Raw genomic sequence first — 24,493 nt, 5'->3', positions numbered from 1 at the left:
GCGTCCCCGGACTATTCGACGTCGCCCACGGCCACGTCTCCGCCACCGCGCCGCTCCGGATTCAGGCGCAGAGTCACGCGCTGGGTGGACCGTGCCGAGCGTTCCCCCCGGGCGTCGGCCTCCACGACGCCGAACCGGAGCTTTCCGCCGCCGTTCTTCGCCCGGACCAGTTCGATCTCGAACTCCGCCGTGATCTCACCCAGCACGAAGCGCAAGGAGGAGTCCTGACCGCGGTGCTGTGCCTCCGACAACTGGGATCGCAACACCTCGATGGCGTCAGCCAGATCCAGCCAGCCCTCGTCACACTCGTCGCGTGCCATGCCCCACCCCATCATTGCGTCCGTGATCCGTGATCCGTAGCCATGTTAGCGACCCTCTGCCGGGATCGGCCGTCGACGACCAACACGTCCAAGGGAGTTGAGCGCCACAGCCCGTGTTGGCTCGTTCACAGGGTCGCGCCGTACTCGCCCGTTCCGCCAACCGCGGCGCCGGTAGGCTCGCCTACGGTACGGCCGTGCCGTCCAGCTTCCTCACGCGCAGCCGCTGTGCGGCCGGGTCACGGCCGCGACGGAGACGACCCGCATCCTGAGAGGGTGCGCCGGGCGTCGTCTTCGAGGGCGACGACGTGGGCAAGTGGCGGTGGCGGCAGCAGGAGCCGGGCACGTGGGCGCAGCTGTCGACCGATCAACGAGAGCGGCTGCCGAAGCGGGGCATCGAGGGGGTTGAGGCTCCCCGTCCCGTCGCTTGCTGATCTCGCGCATTCCGGATGGCCGCCGTCCGACTGGGCGCGCGTCATGCGGCCAGGCCATCACCCCACCATGGAAGGGAAACAAGATCAGCCCACCCGAGGTCCTCGCAGCCCGCCTACGGGCACGCCACCGGCATTCCTCCAAGCGCATCACCGTCGAACACGCCCTTGCCGACCATAAACGAGGGAAGCAACTGACCCTCTGGCCCCACCGGCGCGAGACCCTGCCCGCCACTTACCGAGCCATCGCCAACCCCGTCTCCGACCGCCGACCGCACCGCCACCGGCTGACAACAGACACCGCCAGGAGAAACACGCATCAGCCGCTATCACTCGCCAACTCGTTAGTCATCCCTTGCGGCCAGTGTCGAAGCGAGTCGTTCGAGTAGGTCAGCAAGCTGAGTCTGCTCGTCCGCGCCGAGCCCGGAGAGGAGCAGTCGCTGGTTCTCCAGGTGGACGGCGATAAGTTTGTCGGTCAGTTCGACGCCCTCGGCGGTGAGGGTGATGAGGCGTCCGCGCGAGTCGCTCTCGGCGACGGATCTGCTGACCAGGCGGCGGGCTGACAGTCGGTCGACCCGCTTGCTGATGGCGCCGGTGGTGACCAGGACGGTGCGGCTGAGCTCGCCTGCGGACAGTGCGTAGGGCTCCCCTGAACGTCGGAGCGCCGCCAGCACATCGAAGTCTCCGCTGCCCAGGCCTGCGGCCCGGAAGGGCGGGCGCAGCCGTTGGTCCAGTGTGTCTGTGAGGCGGAGGAGCCTGCCGATGACGAGCATCGGTGCCGCGTCCAGGTCGGGGCGCTCGTGATTCCACTGTTCGACGATGGCGGTGACGGCGTCAGTCTGCATGTCTTCATTATATCTTCCACGGATGATAAGTTACCTTCCATGGAAGGTAAATCTGCTCCTTGGGCCGCCACGCCGGTCGTCCTCTACTTCGATGCCACATGCCCCTTCGCCTGGGTAGCCTCCCAGTGGCTGCTCGAGGTCGAACGACTTCAGCCGATCGACCTGCGCTTCCGGATCATGAGCCTGTCCGTTCTCAACGAGCACCGCGAACTCGAGCCCTGGTACCGCGAGTTCAACGACCGGGCCTGGGGCCCGGCCCGGGTGTGCGCAGCCGCCGAAGCCCTCCACGGCAACGCCGTCCTGCGCGGGCTCTACGCCGCACTCGGCCGCCGCATCCACGTGGAGCGCAACAAGGACTACGACCCGGTCATCGCCGCGTCCCTCGCAGAGCTGGGACTGCCCGCGTCCCTGGCCAAGGCCGCGCACAGCGACGCATTCGACGCTGCCTTGCGCGCCAGTCACCAGGGCGGGCAGGAGGCGGTCGGCGAAGAGGCCGGCACCCCCGTCGTCACCGTGGACGGCGTCGGCTTCTTCGGCCCTGTCCTCACCTCCATACCCAAAGGCGAGGAGGCAATCCGGCTGTTCCAGGCCATTCGGACCCTGGCCGGGATGGGAGCATTCGCCGAGCTGAAGCGGGGACGCGGTGCACTGCTCGACGTCCGCTGAACCCGGCGTTTGCACCCGCCGCCGGCTCATCGCCGCAAGCCTGGTCAGCTCGATCGGCGACGGCATATACGTGCCGCTGACGATGCTGTTCATCCACTCGCTCACCGGCCTGTCGCTGACATCGATCGGCGCGGGCCTGACCATCGCCGGGCTCTGCGCTCTGGCGTTCATGCCGGTGGCAGGCGTCCTCATCGACCGGTTCAGCGGCCGCCGGGTGCTCATCGGCGTGCTCGCGTTGCGGGCGGCCGGGTTCGCCGCCTACCCGTTCGCTGACTCCTATCCCGCATTCCTGATGGTCGCCCTGGTCGTCGCGGTGGGGATGTGGGCCTCCTCGCCCAGCTTGCACGCTCTCATCGGGGAGATCGCCGAAGGCGCCGAGCGCGACCGGCTGCTGGCATGGGACCGCAGCCTGCGCAACGCTGGCATGGGATTCGGCAGCCTGGCGGCGGCGGGCATGCTGGCGTGGAACGGTAGCGCCGGCTTCATCAGCGCCGCCATGGTCCTGGCCGCGGTCTTCGCCATCGCCGCGGTGCTGGTGGCCCGGCTTCCGAGCGTCCCCGGCGGGGCAAGGGGGCCGCAGGGGGCCCGGGACGGATACCGGCAGGTACTCACCGACCGGCCTTACCTGCTCATCACGGCAGCCAACTTCCTGATTGCCTTCGGGTACACCACCCAGGCCATCGCCCTACCCATCTTCCTCACCCGCGACGTCGGCCTCCCCGACGCCGTGGCCGGGACCGTATTCGCGCTCAACACCATTCTGGTCGCCGCGCTCGGTGTCCCGGTCGCCCACCTGACCCTGCGCGGCAGACGCACCCGCACGGCCGCGTCCGGCGCAGTCATCTTCGCGCTGTCCTTCGCCGCCTTCGCGGTCCTTCCCCAACTGACCAGCGGGACCGGCACCATCGTCGCCGTCCTGGCGGTCGCGGTCCTCTACACCGTCGGTGAACTCGTCCACTCCGCACCGTCGCAGAGCCTGTCGATCCAGGCCGCCCCCGATCACCTGCGGGGACGGTACCTGTCGGCCTATCAGCTGTCCTGGTCCGTCTGCCGCACCATCGCGCCCATGCTGCTGGGATTCCTGCTCGACGCCGGACAATGGCACCTGTGGACGGTCCTGGCGCTACTGGTCCTGACCGGCGCCGCGATCCTGCTGTGCGCCGAACGCGTGCTGCCGGCACACGTCGTCAGCAGCACTCGGAAAGCCCCGCCGTCACTCCTCAGGAGGCCATGACCTGATGACCGAAAACCTGCGCAACATGGACCGGTCTCTTCCGGTCTTCCCCGACGACTGCCAGGGCCGTGCACCCCGAGTTCTTCGGGGACGGCCCTCACTCACCTCCGGACTGCCGCCTGTACATGCCGACTCACACACCGGTCATCGGCAAACGCAGCACGCTTTACAGGCGGTTCATCACCTGGACCGTGCAGGAGAACCTCTTCAGTGAGGTTCCCAGTTGCCGTCGGTGCCCGCAGCCTCTGCCGCGGAGGCGTCCGGTGCCCCCTGGATACAACCGCCAGCACACTGCGGTGCCAGTTCTCTGGCTTGGGCGCCGGCGGTGAAGCCGATGAGGAGCGCCACGGCGGCGCCGCCCGCGGCCAGCAGGCGGGCGGCCGGCCGGAGAAGTGACTTCATGTTCGTTCCTGGAAATCCTCGCGCCCCGGGGCAGGGACACCGTCGGACGCATGTCTCTACTGAAGGCGATGTTTTGTTGCGGCGGTGTATGCGCTTCCTCATATGCTCGCGATGCGGTCCCCCTAGTGTGACCGCGAACGTTCACCGGGTTGGTCGCGAGGTTCTCGATCAGCCCTCCTCAGGTCCTCCCTCGGCGGGCGCTCCCTCCTCCGCAGGGCGGATACGGTCCGCCGTACCGGACGAAGCGCGGCCGCCCTGTCCAGGGCCAGCATGTAGTCATGACGACAGCGACCGCACCTCTCTCCGCCTCCGCACCTGCGCCTGTCTGGGCTCGCCGCGCCGCCCACGCCATCGCCCTGTGCGCCGTCCCGTCCGGCCTGTGGCGCATCGCCATGGCATCCGGTGTCTATGTGGGCTACAGCGACCGGGTGCTGCGCGACGTCTTCGGCATCCCAGGCTGGGGCATCGGATACGTCGTCGGCCTCTCCGTCCTTGCCGAGCTGGCCGCCCTGTTTCCGCTGCTCCTCGTCAGTGACCGGTGGCGGCCGCTGCACCCCAGGATCCTCACCCCGCTGGCCTGGACCGCCTCGGGTGTCCTGGTTCTGGTGGCCCTGTGGCAACTTGTGGTCGCTTTCACCGTCGAGAGCCAGACGTACATGTCGAGCGATACGACACAGACCGTCTGGGGGTTCGCTTTCGCCCCGCTGTTCGCCATCCCGGCCCTGATGACCGCGGTGACCTGGTCGTACACAAAGCGGCACCGGGCACGGGGGCAGGCATACCCCCTGCCACGTCCTTGACATCGGCTACCCCTGTCCCACCACTCCCGGCCCGACAGGCGTGGCCGATGGCTGAGCTGCCCGGTGATCGTTTCCGGCCACCGGGTTGAGCGGTCAGGCTGTGAGTGGGCGTCCGCCCCAGCGGATGCCCTTCCTCGCTGCGGATGCGGGCACGCTCTCGGCGTTGTGCGCGAGCACGTCAGTAGTCCGCTCGTAAGCGATTGACTGCAAGGTTGGGCAGGACCAGCAGGACGCGCAGGGGGTGGGCGGCGCGGGGCGGGATCGGGACGGAGGGGTAGGTACGTTACTGGGCGGCTGCTTCCCGGCGCAGCCTCGCGTGAGCTGCCGCGAGCCGTCCCCCGGTCTCGGCCGTGCTGATCAGAACCGCCATGTTCGCCTGCGAGGTCCGCCCTCCGGTCGTCCTGTCGATCGCCCGCATCAGGTACTTGGTGAGTGCGTTGCCGCGGATACCGTCCCGCTCGGCGTCCGCAAGCGCTTCTCGTAGGGCTGCCTCGGCGACCTCGCTGTCCACCGCGTCCTCCGGGCGCGGCGGTGTGGTGATGACGACGGAGCTGTTGCTGCCGGTCGCCCAGTGGTTCTCGATCACACGTGCGATGACCTCCTCGTCGTCGATCCGGTGCGGGCTTCGGATGCCGCTCGACGCGCAGTAGAACGCCGGGAAGTCGTCCGAGCGGTACGACAGGAGCGGCACGCACTGGGTCTCCAGGTACTCCATCGTCAGCCCCAGGTCGAGGATGTTCTTCGCGCCGGCGCAGACCACCGCCACCTTGCTACGGGTGAACTGCACAAGGTCGGAGGAAATGTCCATCGTCGCCTGGGCGCCCCGGTGCACGCCGCCGATTCCCGCGGAGGCGAAAAACGGGAGTCCCGCCAACTCGGCTGCGACCAGCGAGGAGGCCACCGTGGTGGCGCCCTTCCCGCCCCGGGCGAGAACCACCGGAAGGTCACGACTGCTCACCTTGGGAATGCCGGGCGTGGACGCGAAACGCTCGATGTCGTCCTCGCTCAGCCCGATGAGGAGGCGCCCTTCGTCCACGCCGATGGTCGCGGGGACGGCGCCGCCTGTGCGGACGGCGGCCTCGACCTTGCGGGCCGTGGCGGCGTTGTCGGGGTAGGGGAGGCCATGGGTGATGACGTTGGATTCCAGGGCCACCACCGGGTCACCCGCGTGGAGGGCTTCGGCGACCTCGTCGGAATAGACCAGCGGGATGGGGGTGTGCGGGACGGAGCGGGGCGGGAGGGAGGAAGATCGCGTCATCTGAGTTCTCGTCATTCCTGTGCGTAGTCCGGGTACTTGAGGAGCGTCGCGCGTCGGCCCTGGATCTCGGGTGCGTAGACGGAGGTCCGCCACTCCTTCGGATCGACGGCTTCCGTGGAGATGGACACGGCCCCGGGGGGCGTGCCGAAGTGCTCCGCGATCAGCGTGGTGAGCGCATGGGCGAGCTCGCGTTCCTGCGCTGGGGTGAAGTTTTTCGGAAAGTGCTTGATGGTGAGGTGGGGCATGGGGAGGCCCTTCGTCGATCTGTGCAGTCTGTGGGCCTGTTGCACACGTCGAGCCCGTTCATCTTGTCGAGCCTGTGGAGTGCGCCAGGCCTGTGAAGTCCGTCGAACCTGCGAGGGAGGAACGGATGGCCCGTGCCAGCTCGGCGACCCCCGGCTCCTTGAGCACTCCGTAATGGTCCCCGGCAAGGTCGACCACCGCCGGAGGCTCCGCGGCGTAGCCGGAGCTGGCATCGATGAAGGAGTAGTCGTCGCCACGGGCTCGAAAGACGGTCACCGGGGCTAGCAGCCGGCGCTCGGCCAGTTCGCGGAAGCTGTACTCGAACTCGTAGGTGCTGCCGACCAGTTGGGTGACCCTGCGGATCGTCTCCGGATCCAACTCGGGGACCGCTGTCCGCACGCAGGCGGTGAAGCTCTCCTCGTCGCGCGTCCTGCTCAGGCAGTGTTCCAGTTCGGGTCCGCTGATGGTGCCGGTGAAGACGGAGAAGAGGATGGTGACGTACCCCGGGTCGGTGAACGACGCGGTACGGCCGTGCGCCGTCGCCCCGGCCGGGCGGACCCTGGGATTGCCCGGGCAGATCAGCAAGAGCTGCGCCACCTCCTCGCCCGCCTGCTCCAGCTGCCAGGCGGCCTCGAAGGCGACCCGGGCGCCGAAGGAGTAACCCCACAGGGTGTACGGGCCGTGCGGCTGGGCCCGGCGGATCTCCGCGAGGTCGGCGGTGGCCATCTCCCGGACCGTGGCGTACGGGTCCTCCCCCGGGTTGAGACCGTGGGCCTGCACACCGTAGAAGGCGCGGCCCTGTGCCGCCTCGCGGGCGAGGTGGCGCAGGTTCATCGGGTAGCCGCCGAGCCCCGGCCAGCAGAACACCGGGCTGCTCGCGTCACCCTGGTTCAGTGGCACCAGCCGGCCAACCAGGGCATCGGCGTCACCGTCGATGCGTGCCGCGAGCTCCGACAGACGCGGGCACTCGAAGATCACCTGAAACGGCAGCCGGGTGCCGTACCTGCGGTTGACCGCGTTGACGAGCGCGACCGCGGAGAGTGAGTTGCCGCCGGAGGCGAAGAACTCGTCGTGCGCCGAGACCCGTTCGTACTTCAGCACCTTCCGCCACTCCTCGGCGAGCCGGCGCTCTGTCGGGGTGGAGGGCGCGGAGTACGGCCTGTCCGGAGCGGGTGCGCGCACCTTCTCCGAGGCCGCCAGCGCCCGCGTGTCGATCTTGCCGTTGGCGGAAAGCGGCAGCGCGTCCAGGACGAGGACCCGGCTCGGGAGCATGTACTCCGGCAGCAGTTGTCCGAGTTCCTCCTTGATGAGCTCGGTGGGCCCCTTCATGTGGACGGTGTCCTCGTACATGCCTTCACTGTGGATCTGCTCCTCGCTGACCCGGCCGCCGACGAAAAAGTACGAGGCGTCGGCGGGGGCATGTCCGGCGTCGGCGAGGATCGTGTCCAGGCGCGTGGCCGTAGGCAGCGGGTGGCCGGACCTGGAGCTGTAGCCGGAGGACATCAGACCGATGCCGAGGTCGTTGCGCTGGAGGCGGTGGAGTGCCGCACCGAGCTCCACGTAGGCGAGCCAGGGCGCACCGCCCCGGCTCACCGCGCTGATGCCGAAGGAGGCCCGGTCGTACACCCGCTGGTTGATGGCGATGACGTGCTTGCGCAGGACGAGCTCTCCGCAGACCCGCTCCAGCGAACCGCCGCGGCGGTAGCGGTACTGCCCGGCGGCGAGTCCTGTCACTCCTCCCGGGTGGACCTGGAGGTAGAACTCCACGGAGTCGCCCCGGGCGGCATCACGGAGGACGTCGTCGCCCGGGGCGCTGTCGGCGGAGGCGGCGTCGCGGTGCGGGACAAGCGCGAACGTCCCCACGTAGTGGTCGTCGTCCGCGACGTCCAGGAGGGCCTTGGTGGCCGGGGCGTGGGCGAAGGGCCGAATGTCGATGCCGTACTCGGGAAGGACTTCCCTGAGCACGCCGAGCATGTGCCCGGCCTCGAACTCGACGACCTCGTCGATGTTGTTGCGGTACACCGGCTCGATGGCGCTCCTGCGTCCGCAGAAGTGCACCAGCGGGGCGGCGTCGGGGACGAGGGCGCTGTCGCCCACCCGCACCAGGGTGTGCGTGAGGGGGTGGTGGTAGTAGACCCCGGCGGCGAGGCCCGCGATCGCACCCCCGGTCTCCAGGTAGAGCTGGGTGGCGTACAGGGCGCCCGGCGACGCGTACACGTATTTCGGCAGCAGCCGTCCCGCGCTGTGGAACTGACCGAACCAGCGCAGCACTTCGCCGAGCCCGGCCAGGTCGAGCGTCTTGCTGCCGTCGCCGGTGACGGTGGCCGGCGCGAGCAGTTTCAGGAGGTCGTCCCTGCCGACCGGGCCGCCTTCGTAGAAGCGGTACGTCTTGCGGGCGAAGGCCGCCGCGCGCTGGCGCCCGGCGGCCCCGGAGCCCGCGAGCGGCACCACGGGACGCCCGGCCAGCTCGTCGGCGCGGCGCAGGCCGGCATCCGCGAGCTGCGCCTTGACCTGGTGTTTTCCTGATTTGGAGCGGTGGTGGCCGGCGTCATGCCCCTGGTCCATCAGGGCGGCTTCCTTCGGATCGAGCTCCACGCAGGCCACCATCTGCTGGTGTCCGGTGCGCGCGTCGTCGACCACGACCGCGGCAGCCCTGCGGACCCAGGAGTGCTGCTCGATGGCGGTGGCCACTTCCTCCAGCTCGATACGGTGACCGCGCAGCTTGACCTGGTTGTCGGCGCGGCCCGCGAACTGGATGGTGCCGTCCGGATTCCAGTGGGCGAGGTCCCCGGTGCGGTACAGGCGCTGCGTCGGGTTGAACGGGCTCGGGACGAACCGCGCGCGGGTCTGCTCGGCTTTGTGCAGATATCCCCGGGCCAGCTGGGTGCCGCCGATGTACAGCTCGCCGGTCTCGCCGATGCCTGTCGGTGCAAGGTTCTCGTCAAGGATGAAGCAGGGGGTGTTGTCGACGGGCGTGCCGATGGGCAGGGTGCCCGCGCCCTCGGGTATCGCCTCGGGGTCGACCACGTGGGCGGTGGCGTTGATGGTCGTCTCGGTGGGCCCGTACAGGTTGACGAGCGAAGCGCCGGGGAGTTCGGCGAAGAAGGCCCGGGCGAGCTGCCTGGTCAGCGCCTCCCCGCCGGAGAACAGCCGGGTGAGGGTGGTGCACCGGCGCAGGCCCTCGGTGTCGATGAGCGCCTGCAGCAGGGTGGGAACGCACTGGAGGGTGGTGACCTCGTGGGCGATGACAGCGCACAGCAGGGCCTGGGGGTCCCGGTGGCTGCCGGGCGCGGCGGTGACGGTCCGGCCGCCGAGCGCGGGGGCGAGGATCTCCCATTGGGCGGCGTCGAAACTCATCGGCGTCTTCTGTAAGACCGTCGTGCCCTCGCCGAGGTGGCCGTGGGTGTGCATCCAGCGCAGCTGGGAGACGACGGCCCGGTGCTCGACCATGACGCCCTTGGGTCTGCCCGTACTGCCCGACGTGTAGATGACGTAGGCGAGCGAATCGGGCCCCCAGCAGGCGGACGGCAGTTCGTCCGTGGGGACGGCGTCCGCGAGCGACAGAACCCGGATACCGGGCGGGGCGAGCCGCGCGAGGTCACCGGCGAGGTGCTCCTGAGTCACCACGACGCGGGTGCGGCTGTCCTCCATCATGTACCGCAGCCGGTCGTCCGGGTACTCGGGGGAGAGCGGAAGGTAGGCGCCTCCCGCGAAGAGGATGCCCCACACCCCGGTGAGAAGGTCGGGGGAGGGCTCGGCGTAGAGGCCCACGACGTCGTCGGGGCCGATGCCGAGCCCGGCCAGCCGGGCGGCGAGCCCGCCGGCGCCGCGCACCAGTTCCCGGAATGTCAGGCTCCGGGCGGGCCCGGTGACGGCGACCGCATCGGGCCGGCAACGGGCGCGGTCGATGAGGAGGTCCGGCAGTCCGGCGTGGACACCGGCCCGTGCGGGGGCGCCCGCCCACGCCATTTCCTGGCAGACAGTGCTCATCGCACCGCCCCGGCGTCCGGGGTGCCGAAGTAGCGGTCCCCGAAGTCCCCGATGCCCGGGATCATGAACGCGTGCTCGTTGAGCCGCTCCTCGATGGAGGAGGTGACGATCTGGACGAGGGGGTGTATTGCGTGGACGGCCCGGATGCCTTCGGGGGCGGCGAGGAAGTCGACGAGGACGATGTTCTCCTCCAGTACACCCGCTTGCAGCAGCACACCGATGGCCGCGTTGGCGGACCCTCCGGTGGCGAGCATCGGTTCCAGGAGCAGCACATGGCGCTCGGCTATGTCCGAGGGGAGGTGGGAGTAGAACAGCCGGGGCAGTTTCGTCTGCTTGTCGCGCTGGATGAGCACCTTGCCGATGCGTATGGAGGGGTGGAGCTCGCGCAGCTCCGCCTCCATGCTCTCCCCGGCCCTGATGACGGGGACCGCGCACAGCTTCGATGTGAACCTCAGGCCCGGGTAGCTCTCGCCGACCGGAGTGCGAACCTGGTGCTCCTCGAACGGGAGCTGGTCCAGGGCGTGCTCCAGGAGGAGGCGGATGATCCTGCGTGCGTACCGGACAAAGTCCTCGCGACGGGCGTCACGGTCGCGTACGACGGTGTGCAGAGCACGCAGCTGACGGGTCTGAGGCAGCAGGTGCACCCGGTCGCGGCCGGGCTCGGCGGGTAATGCGGAAGGTAATGCGGCGGCCGGAGTCGATATGACGGACATCTGAGGGGTTTCTCCTGTCACCATGCGGCTTTTCAGTCGGCGGGGGGCGCATCGAAGGTGGGTGGGAGTTCGGGAGTGGTGGTGAACTGGGCGGCTGCGACCCGGTAGAGGGACCGGTGGTCGCCGCGCTGCCACACCTGGCGCAGCGCGTGGACGAGCTTGGGATTGTGCTCTTCCTCCTCCAGCACCGCGCGGGCGACGGTCTGTCGCCAGTCCTGCTCCAGATACGCGTCCGGCGCGGTGTCGCGGGCGTCGGCGAACAGCTCGTGCAGGGCGGCGAGTTTGTCGCGCTCGGGGAAGTCGCCGCCGGAGAAGACGATGCCGAGCAGTCCGGTCCAGAAGCACCGGACGGCGAACTGCCGCTGCTCGTCGGGGAGGACGGCGCAGAGGTGCTCGACGGCATACAGCGAGGTGATGAGGTGGAGCAGGATGAAGTCACCGGGACGCGCCAGATAGAGCAGCGTCGCCGCGTAGTACAGCTCCTCCCACCCGACGGGGGCGGCCTCGTCGGCCGCCCACGCCTCGGCGGGGCGGATCAGCGCAGGGCCCGCGTCCAGGGTGCGGGCGATGCGGAACTGCAGTCCGGAACGCAGGAGTTCGGGGTGGATACGGCCGTTGTCGACCGGGCTCGTGTCGGCGATCAGTTCGGCGACTGACTGCTTCAGCTCCGCACGCCGCTCGTCCCAGGCGCCCGCGACACGCAACAGCGAGTCGATCGGTGTGGCCTCCTCGTACCGGTCCACGATCCGCTCGGGGTGACAGTCGACATAGGTGAAAGCCATGTAGGCCAGCCCCTCGATCGCCATCCAGCGGCTGCCGTACTCCAGTGCCCAGCCGAGGTGGATGGTGGCGTGGGTGAAGGCCCCGGCCCAGCCGGGCAGGAGCACGGGCACATACCGTCGGACCACCTCGTCCAGCCCGAGTTCCTGAACGCGCCCTTCGAAGAAGGCGGTGTACGACCAGAAGCTGGAGCGCTGTCCCAGGTGGGCGCGCCAGTTCTCCTCGGTGATGGTGACCTGGTCGGGCTTGGGCGGTTCCAGGCCGAAGCCGTACGTGGTGAGCTTCGCGTAGTTCTCGTAGTACGCCTTGATCCGGGGCGCGGGCACGCCGAGCCCGGCGAGCGCGACGACCGCGTGCTTGGAGTGGTTGGTGAGGTGTCCGTTGAACTCGATGTGGTACGTGCGGTCGTCGAGGAGTTGGTCGATCAGTTCTCGGTCAGACATTGGGGGGCATCCTTGTCCCGGCGGGTGCGGAAATGGGCTTTGATCCGGGGCAGGAGCAGGCCCAGGAGGACGAGCGCGACACCCAGGAGGCGCAGCGCCGAAGGCAGTGACCGCTGCTGCACGCAGTCGATGGCGACGGCGGAGAGCACCTGGCCGCTGATGACCAGCAGCGAGGCGTTCATCGCGCCGAGCCGGGGGAAGACGTGGCTGTTGACGGCGACGAAGAGTGCGCCGACCACCCCTCCCAGATAGGCGGTGAGAGGCACGGCTCCCAGATCGGGCCAGCGGAAGAACGCGAACAGGACCACGGTGAGGAAGGCGAAGCCCACCACGTGATTCCACACCGATGCCCTGAAGGGGCCCACGCGCGTGGAGAGCTGGCCGTTGACAGCCCGGCTGGTGGCGATGAGGACACCGTTGAGGAGCGCGAGAAGAACATAGAAGATCACAGATCAGGCTCCTACGACGATCAGCACGCTGCCGGCGAGCACGCATCCGGCGACCGTCAGGTCCATGCGGGTGATGGGCCGTCGGGGGGTGCGCAGCAGGCCCCAGCGGTCGGAGACGACGCCGAAGAGGATCTGCCCGGTGAGCATCAGGGCGACCGTCCCGGCCAGCTCCAGAACACTGTTGACACTGATCGCGGAGAGCATTACCACGACCGCGCCGGCGATGCCGCCGAAGTAGAACCAGAGCGGCGCCCTGCCCGGCACCGCCCCGCCGGCCAGCCGCCCGGTGCGGCGCAGCGGGCGGACGAACAGGGCCACCAGCACGAGCGCCACCACCGCGCCGAGACCGTGCGCCGCCCACGAGGCGTACACGGGGCCGGTGTGGTGGGCCAGGTCACCGTTGAACTGGGTCATCAGCGTGAGCAGCACGCCGCCGCTGACGGCCAGCAGCCAGTCGGCGGCGCGCCCGGTCATGTCGCGGCCCCCTCGGGTGCCAGGGGGAGTGCAGCCTCGGGTGCCGGTGGGCGTGCCGTCTCGGGTGCCGGTGGGCGTGCCGCCTCGGGTGCCGGTGGCAGCAAGGACTCGGACGCCGGGAGCAGTACGGCCTCAAGGTGGGTGACCACCTCGTCGAAGGTGTGGGCGGTCCAGGTGGGTGCGGCGGTGGCGAGCTCTTCGGGGCTGTGGATCCCGTAGGTGACGGCGACGGACCTGAGCCCCGCGGCGTTCGCCATGAGCAGGTCGTGCGTGGTGTCGCCGACCATGACGGCCCGGTCGGCCGGGATGTCGAGGGTGCGCAGGATCAGCAGGCCCGATTCCGGGTGCGGTTTGTGGTTGCTGACGTCGTCGGCGCCGACCACCTGGGCGAAGAGTTCGCGCAGCCCGGCTGCACGCAGCAACGCGTCGGCGCTGGCGTGGAATTTGTTGGTCGCGACGGCGAGCGCGACGCCCTGCGCGTGCAGCCTCCGCAGGCCCGGCTCGACGCCCGGGTACAGGAGTTCGGAGGCGCGGGGTAGGATCAGTTCCCGGAAGTGGAGTTGGTACTGCTCGATGCCGCGCCGAACGTACGGGTCTTCGGGATCGACACCCAACAGGCTGCCGAAGGCCCGCTCCAGGGGGATACCGATGGTCGCGCGGATGGCGGCGGAGTCGGGTACAGGCTCGCCCAGCGAGGCGAAGGCCGCGCTGAAGGTCTCGACGATGGCTCGGGGCGTGTCCACTAACGTGCCGTCGAGGTCGAACACGGCCAGGTGGCGCATGGGGGGTCCTTTCGGCGTTACGGGTGGAGCGACAGCGGCCCGCGTGACGGCAGTGGGCCACCTTCACTCCGTGACCGACCGCAGTCGGCCTTCGCTGACGCGTGCACTGCGGACATCACGGGACGGCGGTGCCCCGTCCACGACCGGGGCCCCGGCCCGCGGACTTGTACAGCGGTTCTGAACCAGCCGGCAGATCCGAGGACATGGCGTCGCTTCAGGTGGCTGATCCTCATTGCCGCCCCGGTACGTGTCAAGGCAGGCAATCAGCCCTGAAGACCGGCGGGACGGCAGGCCCAGGCCGCTGTTTGGCTTGTTGTCGAAGGATGCTCGCATCACTTCTCATTCTTCGGCCGAGAGTGACACCACGACTGTTCCCGGTTGTACGCCGGTGGGACAAGGCGTCAACATCTGGGGACCGTCCCGATTGCGCCGGACCGGCCCCCGGAACGAACTTTCTTTTCCATGCACCCGGTTGGCTGATTCATGGCGGCGCGGGTGAGAGACAGAACACGTCGGATCCTGGTTCGCTCGGGACGACGCGGACCCGCAACCGGCTTGTGCACCTCGTCCCTCACCGACGGCCTCGGGCGCACGGAGCGCTCCCTGGTTGACGAGCGCTCACCCGTCGTGAGTCGCGTACGACGCCTCCGCTCGGCCGACCTCGGTGACGGATCCGCCCGGCACCACCACCCGGCTGAAGTGGACGGTCGAGGGCCAGCCGTCGCGGCGTACCGCCCCCGACGGCACCGTGCAGTCCTGCGCCTACGCCGGCGAGGGCAACTGCCCCACCCGCGCCGACACGATGGGCGGCGCAACCCGGTTCACCTACCCGACTTCGACCTGCTGACGTCCCGCACCGGCCCGGACGCAGTCCGCCACGAGCTCTCCCACGACGCCAAACTCCGGCTCACCCGGGTGACCAAACAGCAGGGTCCGACATGGAACTATGCCTCGTTCGGACGGAACTACGGGGTGGTGGCCGGTGCCCGGGCTGCGAAGGGCCCCGGCGGCCGGTGGACTGTCGCGCGGGTCAGGCGCGGCCGGTGAGCTCGTAGCCGGCGTCGTCGACCGCTGCCGCGATCGCTGCCTCGTCGGACGGGCTGTTGGTGGTGACGGTGACCAGGCCGGCGGTCACGTCGACGTCGGCGGCCAGGACCTCGTCCAGCTCGCCGACCGCCTTCGTGATGGCGGTCCTGCTGTGCCCGCAGGTCATGCCGGAGACGCGGTAGACGGTGATAGGGGCGTCCGTGACAGCGGTCGCCGTCTCGCCGGTGCTCCCTTGGACGGGTCGGGCGTCTGGGAATGCGCGAACACCCGCTTTGATGAGCGGCTTGCGGTACGTGAGTACCCCTTGCTGGCAGCGTCAGTGGCGGGCGGCAGCACTCGATGAACCCGGCATGACCGTGGGCACCGCCTGGTTGCGGGGTTACCCAGCATGCGTCGCAGGCGCGGCATCGGCATCCTTCAGCCGTTGCCGGCTCATCGGTGACGCCTTCCCAAGGCTCGGCCGCGGCTATGGGATGTCCACGTGGCCATTTCATGGCGGGACCCCTCAGCGGTGGAGCGCGGGCACTTTGCCTGGCATCAAGCCATCTCTGGCACCGTCCGGCTGGCTTTGACCGGCCGTCGGTCCGACGCACCGTCCTCGGCCCGTCAGTACGCGAAGCGGTCCTGCGTCGCCACCTCCGTACTCCGGAACTCCGTCCCCATCATCGCCCTGCCCCCGTGCCTGGCATCAACACTGTGGGTCTCGGGCGCTGTTGACCGGGGGAAGTGGGGTGCCTGGCTCGCGGGGCGGCGTGCCTGGGATCTTTCTCCGCATGAGTGCACCTCCCGAGGGAGCACCCCTCTACCCAGTTCGGACCGGGCCGGACGACGCCGCGTTCTGCCGGCGTATGAGCGAGGCGACAGCTCTTGGCTGCGAACTGCATGCAGGCCCGGCCGTCACTATGACGGCGACAGGGTGATCCTCGCCCCAGCCGTGGTATGGCTGGCGCAAGCCGGCCCCCGCAAAGCGCCTGACGACCTGGTGGCGGGTGCGGTCGGCGGGTGGGTAGTGCTGGGTGGTGGGCAGCACGGAGCCCGGCTGAGGACTGGTCAGCCGGGCACGTTTCGAACCTGTGGTCAGACGGTGCGGATCAGGGCCAGCACGGGCTGGTTGCCCTCAACGTTCCGGTGGCCTGACCGAGGGGTTCAGCAGAGGAGGGTGGATTGTCCGGCTGCGCCGGTGGCGGCCTCGCCACGGGCACGGGATCCGGGTCATTCCGAGACGGCTCCGGGCGCCTCCTCGCACGCGCCGCACGAGGGGAGGGCACGGGCGTGCATGCGCACGGCCATGCCCCTGGACGTCCGCTCGAAGTCAGAGGAGACGGCCGAGAAAGCCGAGGAGCCCGCCGGGACCGAGGATCCCCAACAATCCGCCGTCGGCGGGTACGGCTGCTGCGGTGGTGGTGGTGAGCATCAGGAGCGCTCCGGTCCCGGCGGCAACGGCAGCGATACGGCGCATGGGCGGGCCTTTCACGGGTGGCGAATGAGTCGCTTCATGTATTGCCCAGTACTGCGTGGAAATCAGCCGTTTTCACCCGTACGCGAACGCCGACACCCCCGTCCACGCCCCGGATGGCGGTGGTGGGGCCAGGCCTTCCGGACGGCTTCGGCGACTCCTGGCTCTGGCAACCCGTCCCCGCGGAAGGCCGCCGCACCGACGGGATCGCGAAAGGCACAGTCGGCCCCGCCACCCTCGCGGCGCGACTTCCCCGGACCGCAAGGGCCGTGGTCTGCCGCCCAGTTTCGGTAGCGAGGTCGCGTCGTAGGCCCGTCCTGCCCCGGGGGCGGCTGCCGGATGTCGACCTACACCCGGGCCTGCACCCCGTGCTGCCCCGGGACCCGCCGGGCCCGCACCGTGGTGGTGGCCGCCCACCGCTCCCCCAGGACACGGCACACCTCATGAAGAGTGTCCTCATCCAGGGCGTGGACGGTCAGTACGGCAAGACCCGGCTCGGGCAGGTGGGCACTCAGGGCATCGTCGGTGCGTTCCCTGACCGCAAGGACGCGGCCGCCCCGCCGCCGGTTACCGGTACGCCCGGGGTTCACCCGGTCGGGAACGCTCCCCCGGACCCCGGGATCAGCCGGTCCCGGGCAGCGGCGCATGCTGCTCCGCATTCAGCCCCCGCAGCGCGTCGGACCACGGCAGCACCTCACCTCACATCCGGCACCTTGTCGCCAGGACACACCAGACGGTGCAGGAGGCTTCGGCCTGCGCCGTGGCGGCCTCCGCCACGACCGCCGTACCTCCGCCGTCGCGGCGATGCGCATCCGACGCACCTCCGCCGCCGCGGCACGCTCCTGCTGCCCCAGCTCGTGCTCCCCCTTTGCGGCGGCCTCCGCCTCCTGGCGGGCCTGCTCGGCGGCCTTGCGGGCTTTGCGGGCGGCCTTCTGCTTCTCCGGCAGCGCGAGCGCGTCCTCCACGGCCAACCCGAACTTCGCCATCTCGAACGGGAACAGCTCCTGCGCGCCGCCGGCCGCGCCAGGAGTCCACACCGTCGCCCTCGTTCGTGCGGTCGCTCGCAGATTCTTTCCATGATTCCGCCACGGAGGCGGTGGGAAGAGTTGAAAGGGGTGCTTGTCGAAAGCATCCGGAACAGACCCGGGCCAGGTCCTTTCTCGCCGCATCGCGCGCCACCGGCTTCCGCCGAAGGCGTCGCCCCGAAGTCAGGATCCGCATGTCTGACAGCGCCGACGACTTACCCAAGCACCCCGCCGCCCCGTCCCCCGGTCCCGCAACGGAGCTGACACTGGGCGTGGAGGAGGAGTTCTTCCTCGCCGACCAACGCACCCGGCATGCCGTCAGACGCGCCGCGGTCGTCGTCGACGATGCCAAAATTGCCTGCGGTCCGGCCCACGTGGAGTCGGAGATGGCGCAGGCCCAGGTCGAATGCGTGGGCAGGGTGTGCCGCGACCGTCACGAGGTGCTTGCCGAGGTGCGGCGGCTGAGACGGGGGGCCGCGGAGTCCGCGGCCGCCCACGGTTGTCTGCTCGTGGCCGGGGGAACCTCGATCCTGGGCGATCCGGGGCCCACACCCTTGCTCGACAAGCCGCGCTACGCGTCCATCGGTGAGCGGTTCGGGCTCTTGGTGGAGCAGCAGTGCGTGAATGCCTGCCACGTCCATGTGGGGATCCCCGACCGTGAGGAGGCGGTCCAGGTGACCAACTGGCTGCGGCTGTGGACGCCGGTGCTGCTGGCGTTGTCGGCGAACTCGCCGTTCTGGCTGGGAACGGACAGCGCGTATGCGAGCTGGCGGACGTCTCTGTGGGGAAGGTGGCCGACATCGGGTCCCCCGCCCTACCTGCGCTCGGCAGACCATTACGAGCAGGTGGTGGACCGGCTCGTGGAGAGCGGTGCGGCGCTCGATCCGGCGATGCTGTACTGGCATGTCCGTCCCTCCCGGCATGTACCGACCGTCGAGGTGCGAGTTGCGGACGTGATGCCCGACGCGGCCGGCACGGCGGCGTTCGCGCTGCTGGTGCGGGCGATGACCGCGGCCGCGCTGAGCAGGGTGCGGCGGGGGCAGGGCGCGCCCGCGGTCGAGGACGCGGTGCTGCGGGCCGCGTGCTGGCAGGCCTCCCGGAGCGGGGCGCGCGGCAACCTCTTGACGACTACCGGCCAGGCGGGTTCCGCGACATTCTCCCGGCCCGTGTGGGCCCAGCTGGCCGCCGCGCGCGGTGAGCTGGGCGACGCCCTCGACCGGTTCGGCGACCGCCCCACCGTGCTCAGCTGGCTCGCCTCCGTGCGCCGCCACGGCACCGGAGCCGACCGCCAGCGCGCCGCCAGGGCGGGCCCAGGAGGGTTCGCAGCGGCCGTGGACGTAATGGCGGTCTCTCCCCCACCGGCCCGCGTCCTGCTCACCCATGAAGCTCCTGCTCCTCCCCCCACCTCGACGGACTTCGTCGACGACACGAAGGAACGGTGACCTCTCCCATGGCACAGAACACTCTGTCCGGACCAGCGCTGCTGCCCACCCACATGTACTTCACCACCGGAACCGGGGTCCACGCCCGCGAGCTCCAGGCCCATGACCTGATGTACATGGACGCCGGTCTGGGCCGGGTCAACCGGGTCCAGGTCTCCAGCCGCGTCCCCCCCGGCTGCACCCTCCTCCCCCCCGAACAGGGCGGCGAACTCCTCCAGGACGGGCAGATCCTCTTCGCCATCCAGGCCCTGGCCCGCACCGACGAACCCGGCGCCCAGATCGCGACCGCCGTCGGCGTCGCCATTCCTGAGGACGGCTCGGTGGGCTGCGTCGCCGAAGTCCACGAAGACGACTCCCAGGGCAAAACCGCCCAGCAGGCGGCCGACAAGGCCGTCCAGATGGCCCTGACCGCCATGGCCCTGGAATGGGGCGACGCGCACTTCGACGCCCTGGCCGTCTACTCGCCCTCCACGCGGGACTACACGATCGGCGGCCGTACGGTCCACACGCACAGCGCGGCCGCCGAGGCGACCGGCCCGGCCAACGGCGACTACGTCAAGATCGTCGCCTGTCTCGTCTTCCTCTTCTGAACGCCCGCTCCCGCAGTGCAGCGGTCCGCGCCTCCCGTCGCCCTGCCGCCCCGCGGGCCCCCGCAGGATCCTCCCCGCCCCCGTCCCCCAGCTGAGGCAGGTGTCCTTCTCCATGCCCATCCGCGACTCCTCCGATGTCCTGCTCTGCCCCGACCAGCTCTGGGACGGCGAGAGCGACCGCGCGCAGACCGGTCTGCAGGTCCGCACCCAGGGCGACGAGATCGTCGAGGTCGGCGCCGATCTGCGGATCGGCAGTGCCACCCGCGTCGTCCCGCTGCCGGGGCTGACCCTTCTGCCCGGCTTCATCGACTGCCACGTCCACCTCATCGACGACGACCTCGACACCGAACCGGCCGGATACCAACTGCTCAACGCCGTCCCCCTGCTGCGGACCTTCCTCGACCACGGGTTCACCACCGTGCGAGACCTGGGATCGGCCGACGGCGCCCTCAACCTCGCTCTGCAGAAGGGCGTCGAGGAGGGGCTGATCCCGGGACCGCGGATGTTCGTGGCCCCCAACCTGCTCTCCGCACGCGGCGGCCACGGCGACAAGACACCCGCCCTCGCCCAGCGCTACGGGCTGGAAGTGGGCACCCTCGCCGACGGCGCCGACAACCTGCGCCGGCGGGTACGCGAACAGGCACGTTCGGGCGCCGACTGGATCAAGTTCGCCGCCGGAGGCGGATTCTCCTCCCCTGCCGACACCCCGCTCCATGTCGGCTACACGCAGCAGGAGATGAACGCGCTCGTCGCCACCGCCGCAGACCGCGGCCTGCCGTGCGCCGCCCACGCCTTCGCCGACGAAGCCGTCCAGCGAGCCGTCCGCGCCGGCGTGCGCAGCATCGAGCACGCTTGCCTCGCCGGGGCCGAGACCCTCGCCCTGCTCGTCGAAGCCGACACCTACCTGGTACCGACCCAGTACGCCCAGTTCTACTACCTCGACCGCCTGGACGACGACGCGTTCTGGCAGGACAAGTCCCCCGACCTCCGCGACGCCTACCGCCGCCACGCCCCCGACCTGCGCGCCCGTGCCACCCTGCCCGCCGCCAGTGGCGTCACCATCGCCTTCGGCACCGACGTCGGCATGTTCCCCCACGCACAGGGCTGGCGCGAGTTCACCACCCTCGTCGCCCACGGACTCACCCCCCTGAGAGCTTTGCAGGCCGCCACCAGCACCGCCGCCGGACTCCTCCAGCAGTCCCGCCTGGGCCACATCGCCCCCGGCAAAGCAGCCGACCTCGTGGCCACCGCCGGCAACCCACTCACCGACATCGAAGCCACCGGGCGCGTCCAGTTCGTCATGACCCGCGGACACCTCCACCGCACACCCGCCGAGCTGTCCTCCGGACGGCTGAGCATCCCCACGCCCTCCCGGACCGGCGGCACGCCCCTCGCGGACGTCCCTTAGAAGACCTGGGCTGTCCACCGCCGCGACCACACCGGCTGCCGTTCGTCCTGAGGTGCGAGGAAGCGGGGCCCTAGAGCCGACCTGGGCGCCTGCACGCACATGCGCCGCCATCAACGCGTCGGCCTCCTTGGGGAACACAACGGGGGGAGCAATCGCAGGCCGGGCGCAGCCACACGGCCTTCTCTGCTCCTGCCGCCGCCTTTCCTCCTCTACTTCCTTGCCTCGCATACTTCCTTGCCTCGCAGCTACGGAACGCGGCGCCGCGGCCGGGCCCTCGGCCTGGCCGCCACCGGCGCGGGCAACCGTGACGGCCCACCCAGGAAACCGGCGGGCCGTCTCGAGAGGCCGGAGCTGCTGGCCGACAGCCCCTTCTTCAGCCGATGGCCAGGTAGAGACTCCGGCTGGCCTGGGCGAATTCGGGGGTGTTGCAGAAGGTGGGGCTCCAGTTGGTGGTGCTCACCCGGCTGACGCGTTTGCCTTCCAGCAGCCCGGCGCCGCAGGTCCCAGCTGCGGACGCCCGCATGCTGGTTGAAGCCCACGCGCTCAACGTGGCACGGCGGGTTCAGGCCTGCTTGCCATTCGGCTTCAGCTGCCGCATGGGCCCGTCGAGCTCGCGCTGGTAGAAGTCGATGAAACCGTCCGGATCGGGGCCGGCGTTCTGCATGACCAGATGGTCGAAGCCCGCGTCGGCAAACTTCTGCGCCACCTCAAGATACCGGGAGGGCTCGGGCCCGCAGGCGAACTTCTCCAGCATGTCCTCCTTGCGGACGGTTGTGCTCGCGGCGTCGAAGTTGACCGGGTTGGGCAGCTCACTCATGACCTTCCAACCGGTCATGGCCCATCGCGACGACTCCAGGGCGGCCTTCGCCGCGGTGTCCTCGTCGGGCGCCCACGCCATGGGGACCTCCGCGTAGCGCGGACCGGTGCCGCCGGCGTCACGGTAGTGCTGGACGATCTCCGGCTTGTCCTCGTTGGCAAACAGGCCGTCACCCAGCTCCGCGGCGAGACGCGCCGACGCCTTGCCGCTGCCTGCCACCGCGATCAGAGGGAGTTCCTCGGGGAGGTCGAACACCCGGGCATCCTCCAGACGCAGGTACTTGCCCTCGTAGGACTGGTACCCGCCGCTCCACAGCAGCCGGATGATCTCCAGCGCCTCTCGCAACATCTCGTGCCGGGTACGGACGGTGTCCGGGAAGCCGTGGCCCACGACGTGCTCGTTGAGTCGTTCGCCCGAGCCGAGGCCAAGGACGAAACGGCCCTCTGACATCAGGGCGAGAGTGGCGGCCGCCTGAGCGATGATCGCCGGGTGATAGCGCACGGTGGGGCAGGTCACCCCGGTCGCCAGTCCGATCCGTGACGTCTTGGCCGCGATACCCCCCAGCACTGTCCAGGCGAACGGCGAATGCCCCTGACTGTCAAGCCACGGATGATAGTGATCGCTGATCTCGACGAAGTCGAAACCCGCCTCCTCCGCGAGGACGGCCTGCCGCACCAGCTCCGCCGGGCCGAACGACTCGGCGGTCAGCTTGTAACCGATCTGCATGTTGCTCCTCATCTCCTCGTGTCAGACGTCGCACACGTCCGGACCACGTACCCGCCGAAGACGGCACATAACGCCCACCTGCGAGTTCACCGGCACTCACGCCCGGGCACCCGGCCGCGCGCACAGGCGCGCAGTCCTGCGCTGCCCCCCATTGTTTTCACCCGGCCCCCTCCACCGCACCCCGAGACCAACGGGCGCGGCGGCGGGGTACCGGTATCGGCGGCCTGCCGAGCGATCGAGGTGGGCCGTGGTGACACGGCGTACGGTGACCAAGCCTGGCCATCGCCCTGGCGCAGCGGTCCCGAACCGCGGCATCGGCGTCGTCACGTGACAGTTCCGGGTTCGTTGGAACCCTCGGAGGGGCTCGCCCTGCACGCTTCGCGACAGTAGGGAAACGCTGGATGTCCAAGGACGGGCTTCGTCCGCATCAGGTGGAGGCGATCAGCGGGAGGCGCTCGGTGGAGTGGCAGTCCAGCCGCACCGTCGCCGAACTCCTGCCGTGCGTGAGCGCCGGCGTCAGGTGGCAGGCGGATGCCCTCCGGCCGACGTCACCCTTCCGTAAGGCGCACCCCCCTGGGCCCGGTGCCTTGGTGGTGACTACGTTTCCGATGCGATCGCGTTCTTGCACTCAGGCCCCTGCGTGCCCTTGCACACGTTTGGCCGGGACGCGACGTGTCTGCAAGTCAGACCCGAAGCCCGTGTTATGAGGAGCCATAGTGCGCAGGTATGCGGTCGAATTCGTCGGCACCTTCTTCCTCGTCCTCACGGTGGGCACGGCAGTGCTCTCCGAGGCGCCGTTAGCCCCGTTGGCCGTCGGAGCGATCCTGACGGTCATGGTCTACGCCAGAGGCCACGTCTCCGGCGCGCACTACAACCCCGCGGTCACCCTAGCCGTACTCCTTCGCGGCCGGATCAGTGGAGCGACCGCGGCAGGGTACGTCTGCGCCCAGTCGCTGGCCGCGCTGGCAGTCGGACCGCTCGCCCGGTGGGCCGTGTCGGCCGAGGCCGTACGCCCCTTGTCGTTCTCCGGCCGCGAACTGGCAACCGCGCTGGTGGTCGAAGCGCTTTTCGCCTTCGCACTGGCCTATGTCGTCCTGAACGTGGCAACCAGCTCCAGCCACCCCGACAACTCGTTCTACGGTCTCGCCATCGGCTTGACCGTACTGGCGGGCGCGGTCACGGTGGGCGGGATATCAGGAGCCGTGTTCAACCCTGCTGTGGCGCTCGGCGGAGCCATGGCGGGCCTGTTCGACTGGTCCGCTCTCTGGATCTATCTGCTCGCCAATCTTCTCGGCGGGGCGGCGGCAGGTATGGGCTTTCGCGCTCTCCACCCCCACGACGTGGCCCCTCTCGATACGGCCGACGAGAGCGCGGCTTCCCGGGCGCTCGCCGTGCAGCCGGGGCACTGACGGTGGCCTTCTGTCCGGCGGGAGAGCCTGCGGACGCCGCAGAGCAGCTCCGTCCCGCCGTCTCCGCGGCGGAGGAGGTGGCGGATGCCTGCTGGAAGCTGGCCGGCATCGCCGTGACACAGCAGTCCGGGGCTGACGCAACTCACGACATCGCGGGACGGCTGCTCGGCGCGGTCGACGCACTGGGTGTGGCCATGCGCACTATCGCAACGCACCAGCCGGACGACGGAACTCATCGCAGCAGGGGCGCAGATCGTTGGCAGGCGGCTGACCGAGCGCTGGCGGTCGTGTTCGCGGAGCTGTATCACTCCGTGCCCGACGACCACCCCGCCAGAGGATGGTTCACACGGTACGCCGTGCCAGAGGCGCCACCCCGGAACTGACGGCCGCAGGGCACGCGAGCATCCGCCCACGTGCCCTGCGCTGCGGGGCCCCTGTGGGTTTGGGCAAGCTGATCGGGCGGGTTGGGGCTCGTCGAAAGTGCCGGTGCGGAGCATCGCGAAGAGGGCATCGGCTCGTCGTCTCGCGAGGCGGGAGTCGGGTGAGGCCATCGACGTGGGGGGTGGGGATCTGACATCAACGGTTTGTCGGGTGCCAGCTTGAGGCAGGATGAATCCGTCGGGCGGGGAGGTTCCGGCGGCCGGGCCAGGTCCCTCATGGACCGGGTAACGAGACGAGGCCCTCAGCGATCCGCCCGACTGGCTCAGGACCCTCTGTCACGTCGCCCTGGGCCTCGGACAGTAGAA

At 69.7% G+C, this 24,493-nt stretch carries 25 protein-coding genes and 1 pseudogene; 9 read left to right on the top strand and 17 right to left on the bottom strand.

Annotated elements, in window-relative coordinates:
• Nucleotides 1–11: 11 nt before the first annotated feature.
• The gene (locus HNQ79_RS29590) at nucleotides 12–320 is read right to left on the bottom strand and encodes a trypco2 family protein (protein ID WP_185036061.1); all 309 of its coding nucleotides are present in this window, start codon (nucleotides 318–320) and stop codon (nucleotides 12–14) included.
• Between the two features lie 472 nt (nucleotides 321–792).
• On the opposite strand from HNQ79_RS29590, the pseudogene HNQ79_RS34185 reads away from it, so the two are divergent.
• Nucleotides 793–1,017 (top strand): annotated as a pseudogene (locus HNQ79_RS34185) (transposase family protein); the annotation flags it as partial.
• A 75-nt stretch (nucleotides 1,018–1,092) separates the two neighbouring features.
• On the opposite strand, the gene HNQ79_RS29585 reads toward HNQ79_RS34185, so the two are convergent.
• A complete protein-coding gene (locus tag HNQ79_RS29585; protein ID WP_185036060.1) occupies nucleotides 1,093–1,593 on the bottom strand; it encodes a MarR family winged helix-turn-helix transcriptional regulator in 501 nt (166 codons plus the stop codon).
• A gap of 39 nt (nucleotides 1,594–1,632) precedes the next feature.
• On the opposite strand from HNQ79_RS29585, the gene HNQ79_RS29580 reads away from it, so the two are divergent.
• A complete protein-coding gene (locus tag HNQ79_RS29580; protein WP_185036059.1) occupies nucleotides 1,633–2,259 on the top strand; it encodes a mycothiol-dependent nitroreductase Rv2466c family protein in 627 nt (208 codons plus the stop codon).
• Nucleotides 2,237–3,493, top strand: a complete 1,257-nt coding sequence (locus HNQ79_RS29575) for an MFS transporter (RefSeq protein WP_311772316.1) — start codon at nucleotides 2,237–2,239, stop codon at nucleotides 3,491–3,493. Before HNQ79_RS29580 ends, HNQ79_RS29575 begins: the two co-directional genes overlap by 23 nt.
• A gap of 207 nt (nucleotides 3,494–3,700) precedes the next feature.
• Here HNQ79_RS29575 and HNQ79_RS29570 read toward each other — a convergent pair whose 3' ends face one another.
• Nucleotides 3,701–3,895 (bottom strand): hypothetical protein, encoded by a 195-nt coding sequence (locus HNQ79_RS29570; RefSeq protein WP_185036057.1) that lies wholly within the window; start codon nucleotides 3,893–3,895, stop codon nucleotides 3,701–3,703.
• Between the two features lie 278 nt (nucleotides 3,896–4,173).
• Here HNQ79_RS29570 and HNQ79_RS29565 point away from each other — a divergent pair, with 278 nt between their 5' ends.
• Nucleotides 4,174–4,695 (top strand): hypothetical protein, encoded by a 522-nt coding sequence (locus tag HNQ79_RS29565; RefSeq protein WP_185036056.1) that lies wholly within the window; start codon nucleotides 4,174–4,176, stop codon nucleotides 4,693–4,695.
• Nucleotides 4,696–4,978: 283 nt separating this feature from the next.
• Here the strand turns inward: HNQ79_RS29565 and HNQ79_RS29560 are convergent, their stop codons facing one another.
• The 8 genes from HNQ79_RS29560 to HNQ79_RS29525 form a co-directional block, all read right to left on the bottom strand.
• Entirely contained in the window at nucleotides 4,979–5,953 is a 975-nt protein-coding gene (locus HNQ79_RS29560; RefSeq protein WP_185036055.1) for a pseudouridine-5'-phosphate glycosidase, read from the bottom strand.
• 11 nt (nucleotides 5,954–5,964) lie between these two features.
• Nucleotides 5,965–6,198 (bottom strand): tautomerase family protein, encoded by a 234-nt coding sequence (locus HNQ79_RS29555; protein WP_185036054.1) that lies wholly within the window; start codon nucleotides 6,196–6,198, stop codon nucleotides 5,965–5,967.
• 58 nt (nucleotides 6,199–6,256) lie between these two features.
• On the bottom strand, nucleotides 6,257–10,186 hold the full coding sequence (locus HNQ79_RS29550; RefSeq protein ID WP_376700003.1) for a non-ribosomal peptide synthetase family protein: 3,930 nt from the start codon (nucleotides 10,184–10,186) through the stop codon (nucleotides 6,257–6,259).
• Nucleotides 10,183–10,830 carry a uracil phosphoribosyltransferase gene (gene upp / locus HNQ79_RS29545; RefSeq protein ID WP_311772319.1) on the bottom strand — a complete coding sequence of 216 codons (648 nt, stop codon included), beginning with the start codon at nucleotides 10,828–10,830 and terminating at the stop codon, nucleotides 10,183–10,185. The genes HNQ79_RS29550 and upp overlap by 4 nt, the downstream gene beginning before the upstream one ends.
• 101 nt (nucleotides 10,831–10,931) lie before the next feature.
• Nucleotides 10,932–12,122, bottom strand: a complete 1,191-nt coding sequence (locus HNQ79_RS29540; protein ID WP_185036052.1) for a questin oxidase family protein — start codon at nucleotides 12,120–12,122, stop codon at nucleotides 10,932–10,934.
• A complete protein-coding gene (locus HNQ79_RS29535) occupies nucleotides 12,104–12,571 on the bottom strand; it encodes a DMT family transporter (RefSeq protein ID WP_185036051.1) in 468 nt (155 codons plus the stop codon). Before HNQ79_RS29535 ends, HNQ79_RS29540 begins: the two co-directional genes overlap by 19 nt.
• Nucleotides 12,572–12,574: 3 nt before the next feature.
• Nucleotides 12,575–13,045, bottom strand: a complete 471-nt coding sequence (locus tag HNQ79_RS29530; protein WP_185036050.1) for a DMT family transporter — start codon at nucleotides 13,043–13,045, stop codon at nucleotides 12,575–12,577.
• On the bottom strand, nucleotides 13,042–13,827 hold the full coding sequence (locus HNQ79_RS29525; RefSeq protein ID WP_185036049.1) for an HAD family hydrolase: 786 nt from the start codon (nucleotides 13,825–13,827) through the stop codon (nucleotides 13,042–13,044). The genes HNQ79_RS29530 and HNQ79_RS29525 overlap by 4 nt, the downstream gene beginning before the upstream one ends.
• 664 nt (nucleotides 13,828–14,491) lie before the next feature.
• Here HNQ79_RS29525 and HNQ79_RS34180 point away from each other — a divergent pair.
• Nucleotides 14,492–14,674, top strand: a complete 183-nt coding sequence (locus tag HNQ79_RS34180; protein ID WP_260421859.1) for a hypothetical protein — start codon at nucleotides 14,492–14,494, stop codon at nucleotides 14,672–14,674.
• 183 nt (nucleotides 14,675–14,857) lie between these two features.
• On the opposite strand, the gene HNQ79_RS29515 is transcribed toward HNQ79_RS34180, so the two are convergent.
• The 4 genes from HNQ79_RS29515 to HNQ79_RS29505 all read right to left on the bottom strand — a co-directional run bounded on the left by HNQ79_RS29515 (nucleotide 14,858) and on the right by HNQ79_RS29505 (nucleotide 17,367).
• Complete coding sequence (locus HNQ79_RS29515; RefSeq protein WP_311772318.1) at nucleotides 14,858–15,064, bottom strand: heavy-metal-associated domain-containing protein; 207 nt, start codon at nucleotides 15,062–15,064, stop codon at nucleotides 14,858–14,860.
• A 1,122-nt stretch (nucleotides 15,065–16,186) separates the two neighbouring features.
• The gene (locus tag HNQ79_RS34175) at nucleotides 16,187–16,333 is read right to left on the bottom strand and encodes a hypothetical protein (protein WP_260421858.1); all 147 of its coding nucleotides are present in this window, start codon (nucleotides 16,331–16,333) and stop codon (nucleotides 16,187–16,189) included.
• Nucleotides 16,334–16,677: 344 nt separating this feature from the next.
• Complete coding sequence (locus tag HNQ79_RS33315) at nucleotides 16,678–16,977, bottom strand: DUF6207 family protein (protein ID WP_221508291.1); 300 nt, start codon at nucleotides 16,975–16,977, stop codon at nucleotides 16,678–16,680.
• Between the two features lie 12 nt (nucleotides 16,978–16,989).
• Entirely contained in the window at nucleotides 16,990–17,367 is a 378-nt protein-coding gene (locus HNQ79_RS29505; RefSeq protein ID WP_185036047.1) for a hypothetical protein, read from the bottom strand.
• A gap of 182 nt (nucleotides 17,368–17,549) precedes the next feature.
• Here HNQ79_RS29505 and HNQ79_RS29500 point away from each other — a divergent pair, with 182 nt between their 5' ends.
• The 3 genes from HNQ79_RS29500 (at nucleotide 17,550) to HNQ79_RS29490 (ending at nucleotide 20,795) form a co-directional block, all read left to right on the top strand.
• On the top strand, nucleotides 17,550–18,797 hold the full coding sequence (locus HNQ79_RS29500; RefSeq protein WP_185036046.1) for a carboxylate-amine ligase: 1,248 nt from the start codon (nucleotides 17,550–17,552) through the stop codon (nucleotides 18,795–18,797).
• 8 nt (nucleotides 18,798–18,805) lie between these two features.
• On the top strand, nucleotides 18,806–19,387 hold the full coding sequence (locus tag HNQ79_RS29495) for a pyruvoyl-dependent arginine decarboxylase (RefSeq protein WP_185036045.1): 582 nt from the start codon (nucleotides 18,806–18,808) through the stop codon (nucleotides 19,385–19,387).
• Nucleotides 19,388–19,499: 112 nt separating this feature from the next.
• Entirely contained in the window at nucleotides 19,500–20,795 is a 1,296-nt protein-coding gene (locus tag HNQ79_RS29490; RefSeq protein ID WP_185036044.1) for a metal-dependent hydrolase family protein, read from the top strand.
• A 373-nt stretch (nucleotides 20,796–21,168) separates the two neighbouring features.
• On the opposite strand, the gene HNQ79_RS29485 is transcribed toward HNQ79_RS29490, so the two are convergent.
• Together HNQ79_RS29485 and HNQ79_RS29480 are read right to left on the bottom strand one after the other, a co-directional pair.
• A complete protein-coding gene (locus tag HNQ79_RS29485; protein ID WP_185036043.1) occupies nucleotides 21,169–21,318 on the bottom strand; it encodes a hypothetical protein in 150 nt (49 codons plus the stop codon).
• Nucleotides 21,319–21,357: 39 nt separating this feature from the next.
• Nucleotides 21,358–22,338, bottom strand: a complete 981-nt coding sequence (locus tag HNQ79_RS29480) for a TIGR03557 family F420-dependent LLM class oxidoreductase (RefSeq protein ID WP_185036042.1) — start codon at nucleotides 22,336–22,338, stop codon at nucleotides 21,358–21,360.
• Between the two features lie 716 nt (nucleotides 22,339–23,054).
• Between HNQ79_RS29480 and HNQ79_RS29475 the strand changes: the two genes are divergently transcribed.
• Entirely contained in the window at nucleotides 23,055–23,747 is a 693-nt protein-coding gene (locus HNQ79_RS29475; protein ID WP_185036041.1) for an MIP/aquaporin family protein, read from the top strand.
• Nucleotides 23,748–24,493 lie beyond the last annotated feature (746 nt).

This window comes from Streptomyces candidus (assembly GCF_014207445.1).
Taxonomy (GTDB): domain Bacteria; phylum Actinomycetota; class Actinomycetes; order Streptomycetales; family Streptomycetaceae; genus Streptomyces; species Streptomyces candidus.
This window is presented reverse-complemented; position numbering and strand designations above follow the sequence as displayed.

Bases quoted from the DNA above. Each gene is read 5' to 3' on its own strand.
- HNQ79_RS29585 (WP_185036060.1), bottom strand. From the start codon at position 1,593: ATGCAGACTGACGCCGTCACCGCCATCGTCGAACAGTGGAATCACGAG.
- HNQ79_RS29485 (WP_185036043.1), bottom strand. From the start codon at position 21,318: ATGCGGGCGTCCGCAGCTGGGACCTGCGGCGCCGGGCTGCTGGAAGGC.
- HNQ79_RS33315 (WP_221508291.1), bottom strand. From the start codon at position 16,977: ATGCGCCGCTGCCCGGGACCGGCTGATCCCGGGGTCCGGGGGAGCGTT.
- HNQ79_RS29540 (WP_185036052.1), bottom strand. From the start codon at position 12,122: ATGTCTGACCGAGAACTGATCGACCAACTCCTCGACGACCGCACGTAC.
- HNQ79_RS29495 (WP_185036045.1), top strand. From the start codon at position 18,806: ATGGCACAGAACACTCTGTCCGGACCAGCGCTGCTGCCCACCCACATG.
- HNQ79_RS29525 (WP_185036049.1), bottom strand. From the start codon at position 13,827: ATGCGCCACCTGGCCGTGTTCGACCTCGACGGCACGTTAGTGGACACG.
- HNQ79_RS29550 (WP_376700003.1), bottom strand. From the start codon at position 10,186: ATGAGCACTGTCTGCCAGGAAATGGCGTGGGCGGGCGCCCCCGCACGG.
- HNQ79_RS29555 (WP_185036054.1), bottom strand. From the start codon at position 6,198: ATGCCCCACCTCACCATCAAGCACTTTCCGAAAAACTTCACCCCAGCG.
- HNQ79_RS29570 (WP_185036057.1), bottom strand. From the start codon at position 3,895: ATGAAGTCACTTCTCCGGCCGGCCGCCCGCCTGCTGGCCGCGGGCGGC.
- HNQ79_RS29530 (WP_185036050.1), bottom strand. From the start codon at position 13,045: ATGACCGGGCGCGCCGCCGACTGGCTGCTGGCCGTCAGCGGCGGCGTG.
- HNQ79_RS34175 (WP_260421858.1), bottom strand. From the start codon at position 16,333: ATGCGCCGTATCGCTGCCGTTGCCGCCGGGACCGGAGCGCTCCTGATG.
- HNQ79_RS29580 (WP_185036059.1), top strand. From the start codon at position 1,633: ATGGAAGGTAAATCTGCTCCTTGGGCCGCCACGCCGGTCGTCCTCTAC.
- HNQ79_RS29480 (WP_185036042.1), bottom strand. From the start codon at position 22,338: ATGCAGATCGGTTACAAGCTGACCGCCGAGTCGTTCGGCCCGGCGGAG.
- HNQ79_RS29560 (WP_185036055.1), bottom strand. From the start codon at position 5,953: ATGACGCGATCTTCCTCCCTCCCGCCCCGCTCCGTCCCGCACACCCCC.
- HNQ79_RS29500 (WP_185036046.1), top strand. From the start codon at position 17,550: ATGTCTGACAGCGCCGACGACTTACCCAAGCACCCCGCCGCCCCGTCC.
- HNQ79_RS29490 (WP_185036044.1), top strand. From the start codon at position 19,500: ATGCCCATCCGCGACTCCTCCGATGTCCTGCTCTGCCCCGACCAGCTC.
- HNQ79_RS29590 (WP_185036061.1), bottom strand. From the start codon at position 320: ATGGCACGCGACGAGTGTGACGAGGGCTGGCTGGATCTGGCTGACGCC.
- HNQ79_RS29565 (WP_185036056.1), top strand. From the start codon at position 4,174: ATGACGACAGCGACCGCACCTCTCTCCGCCTCCGCACCTGCGCCTGTC.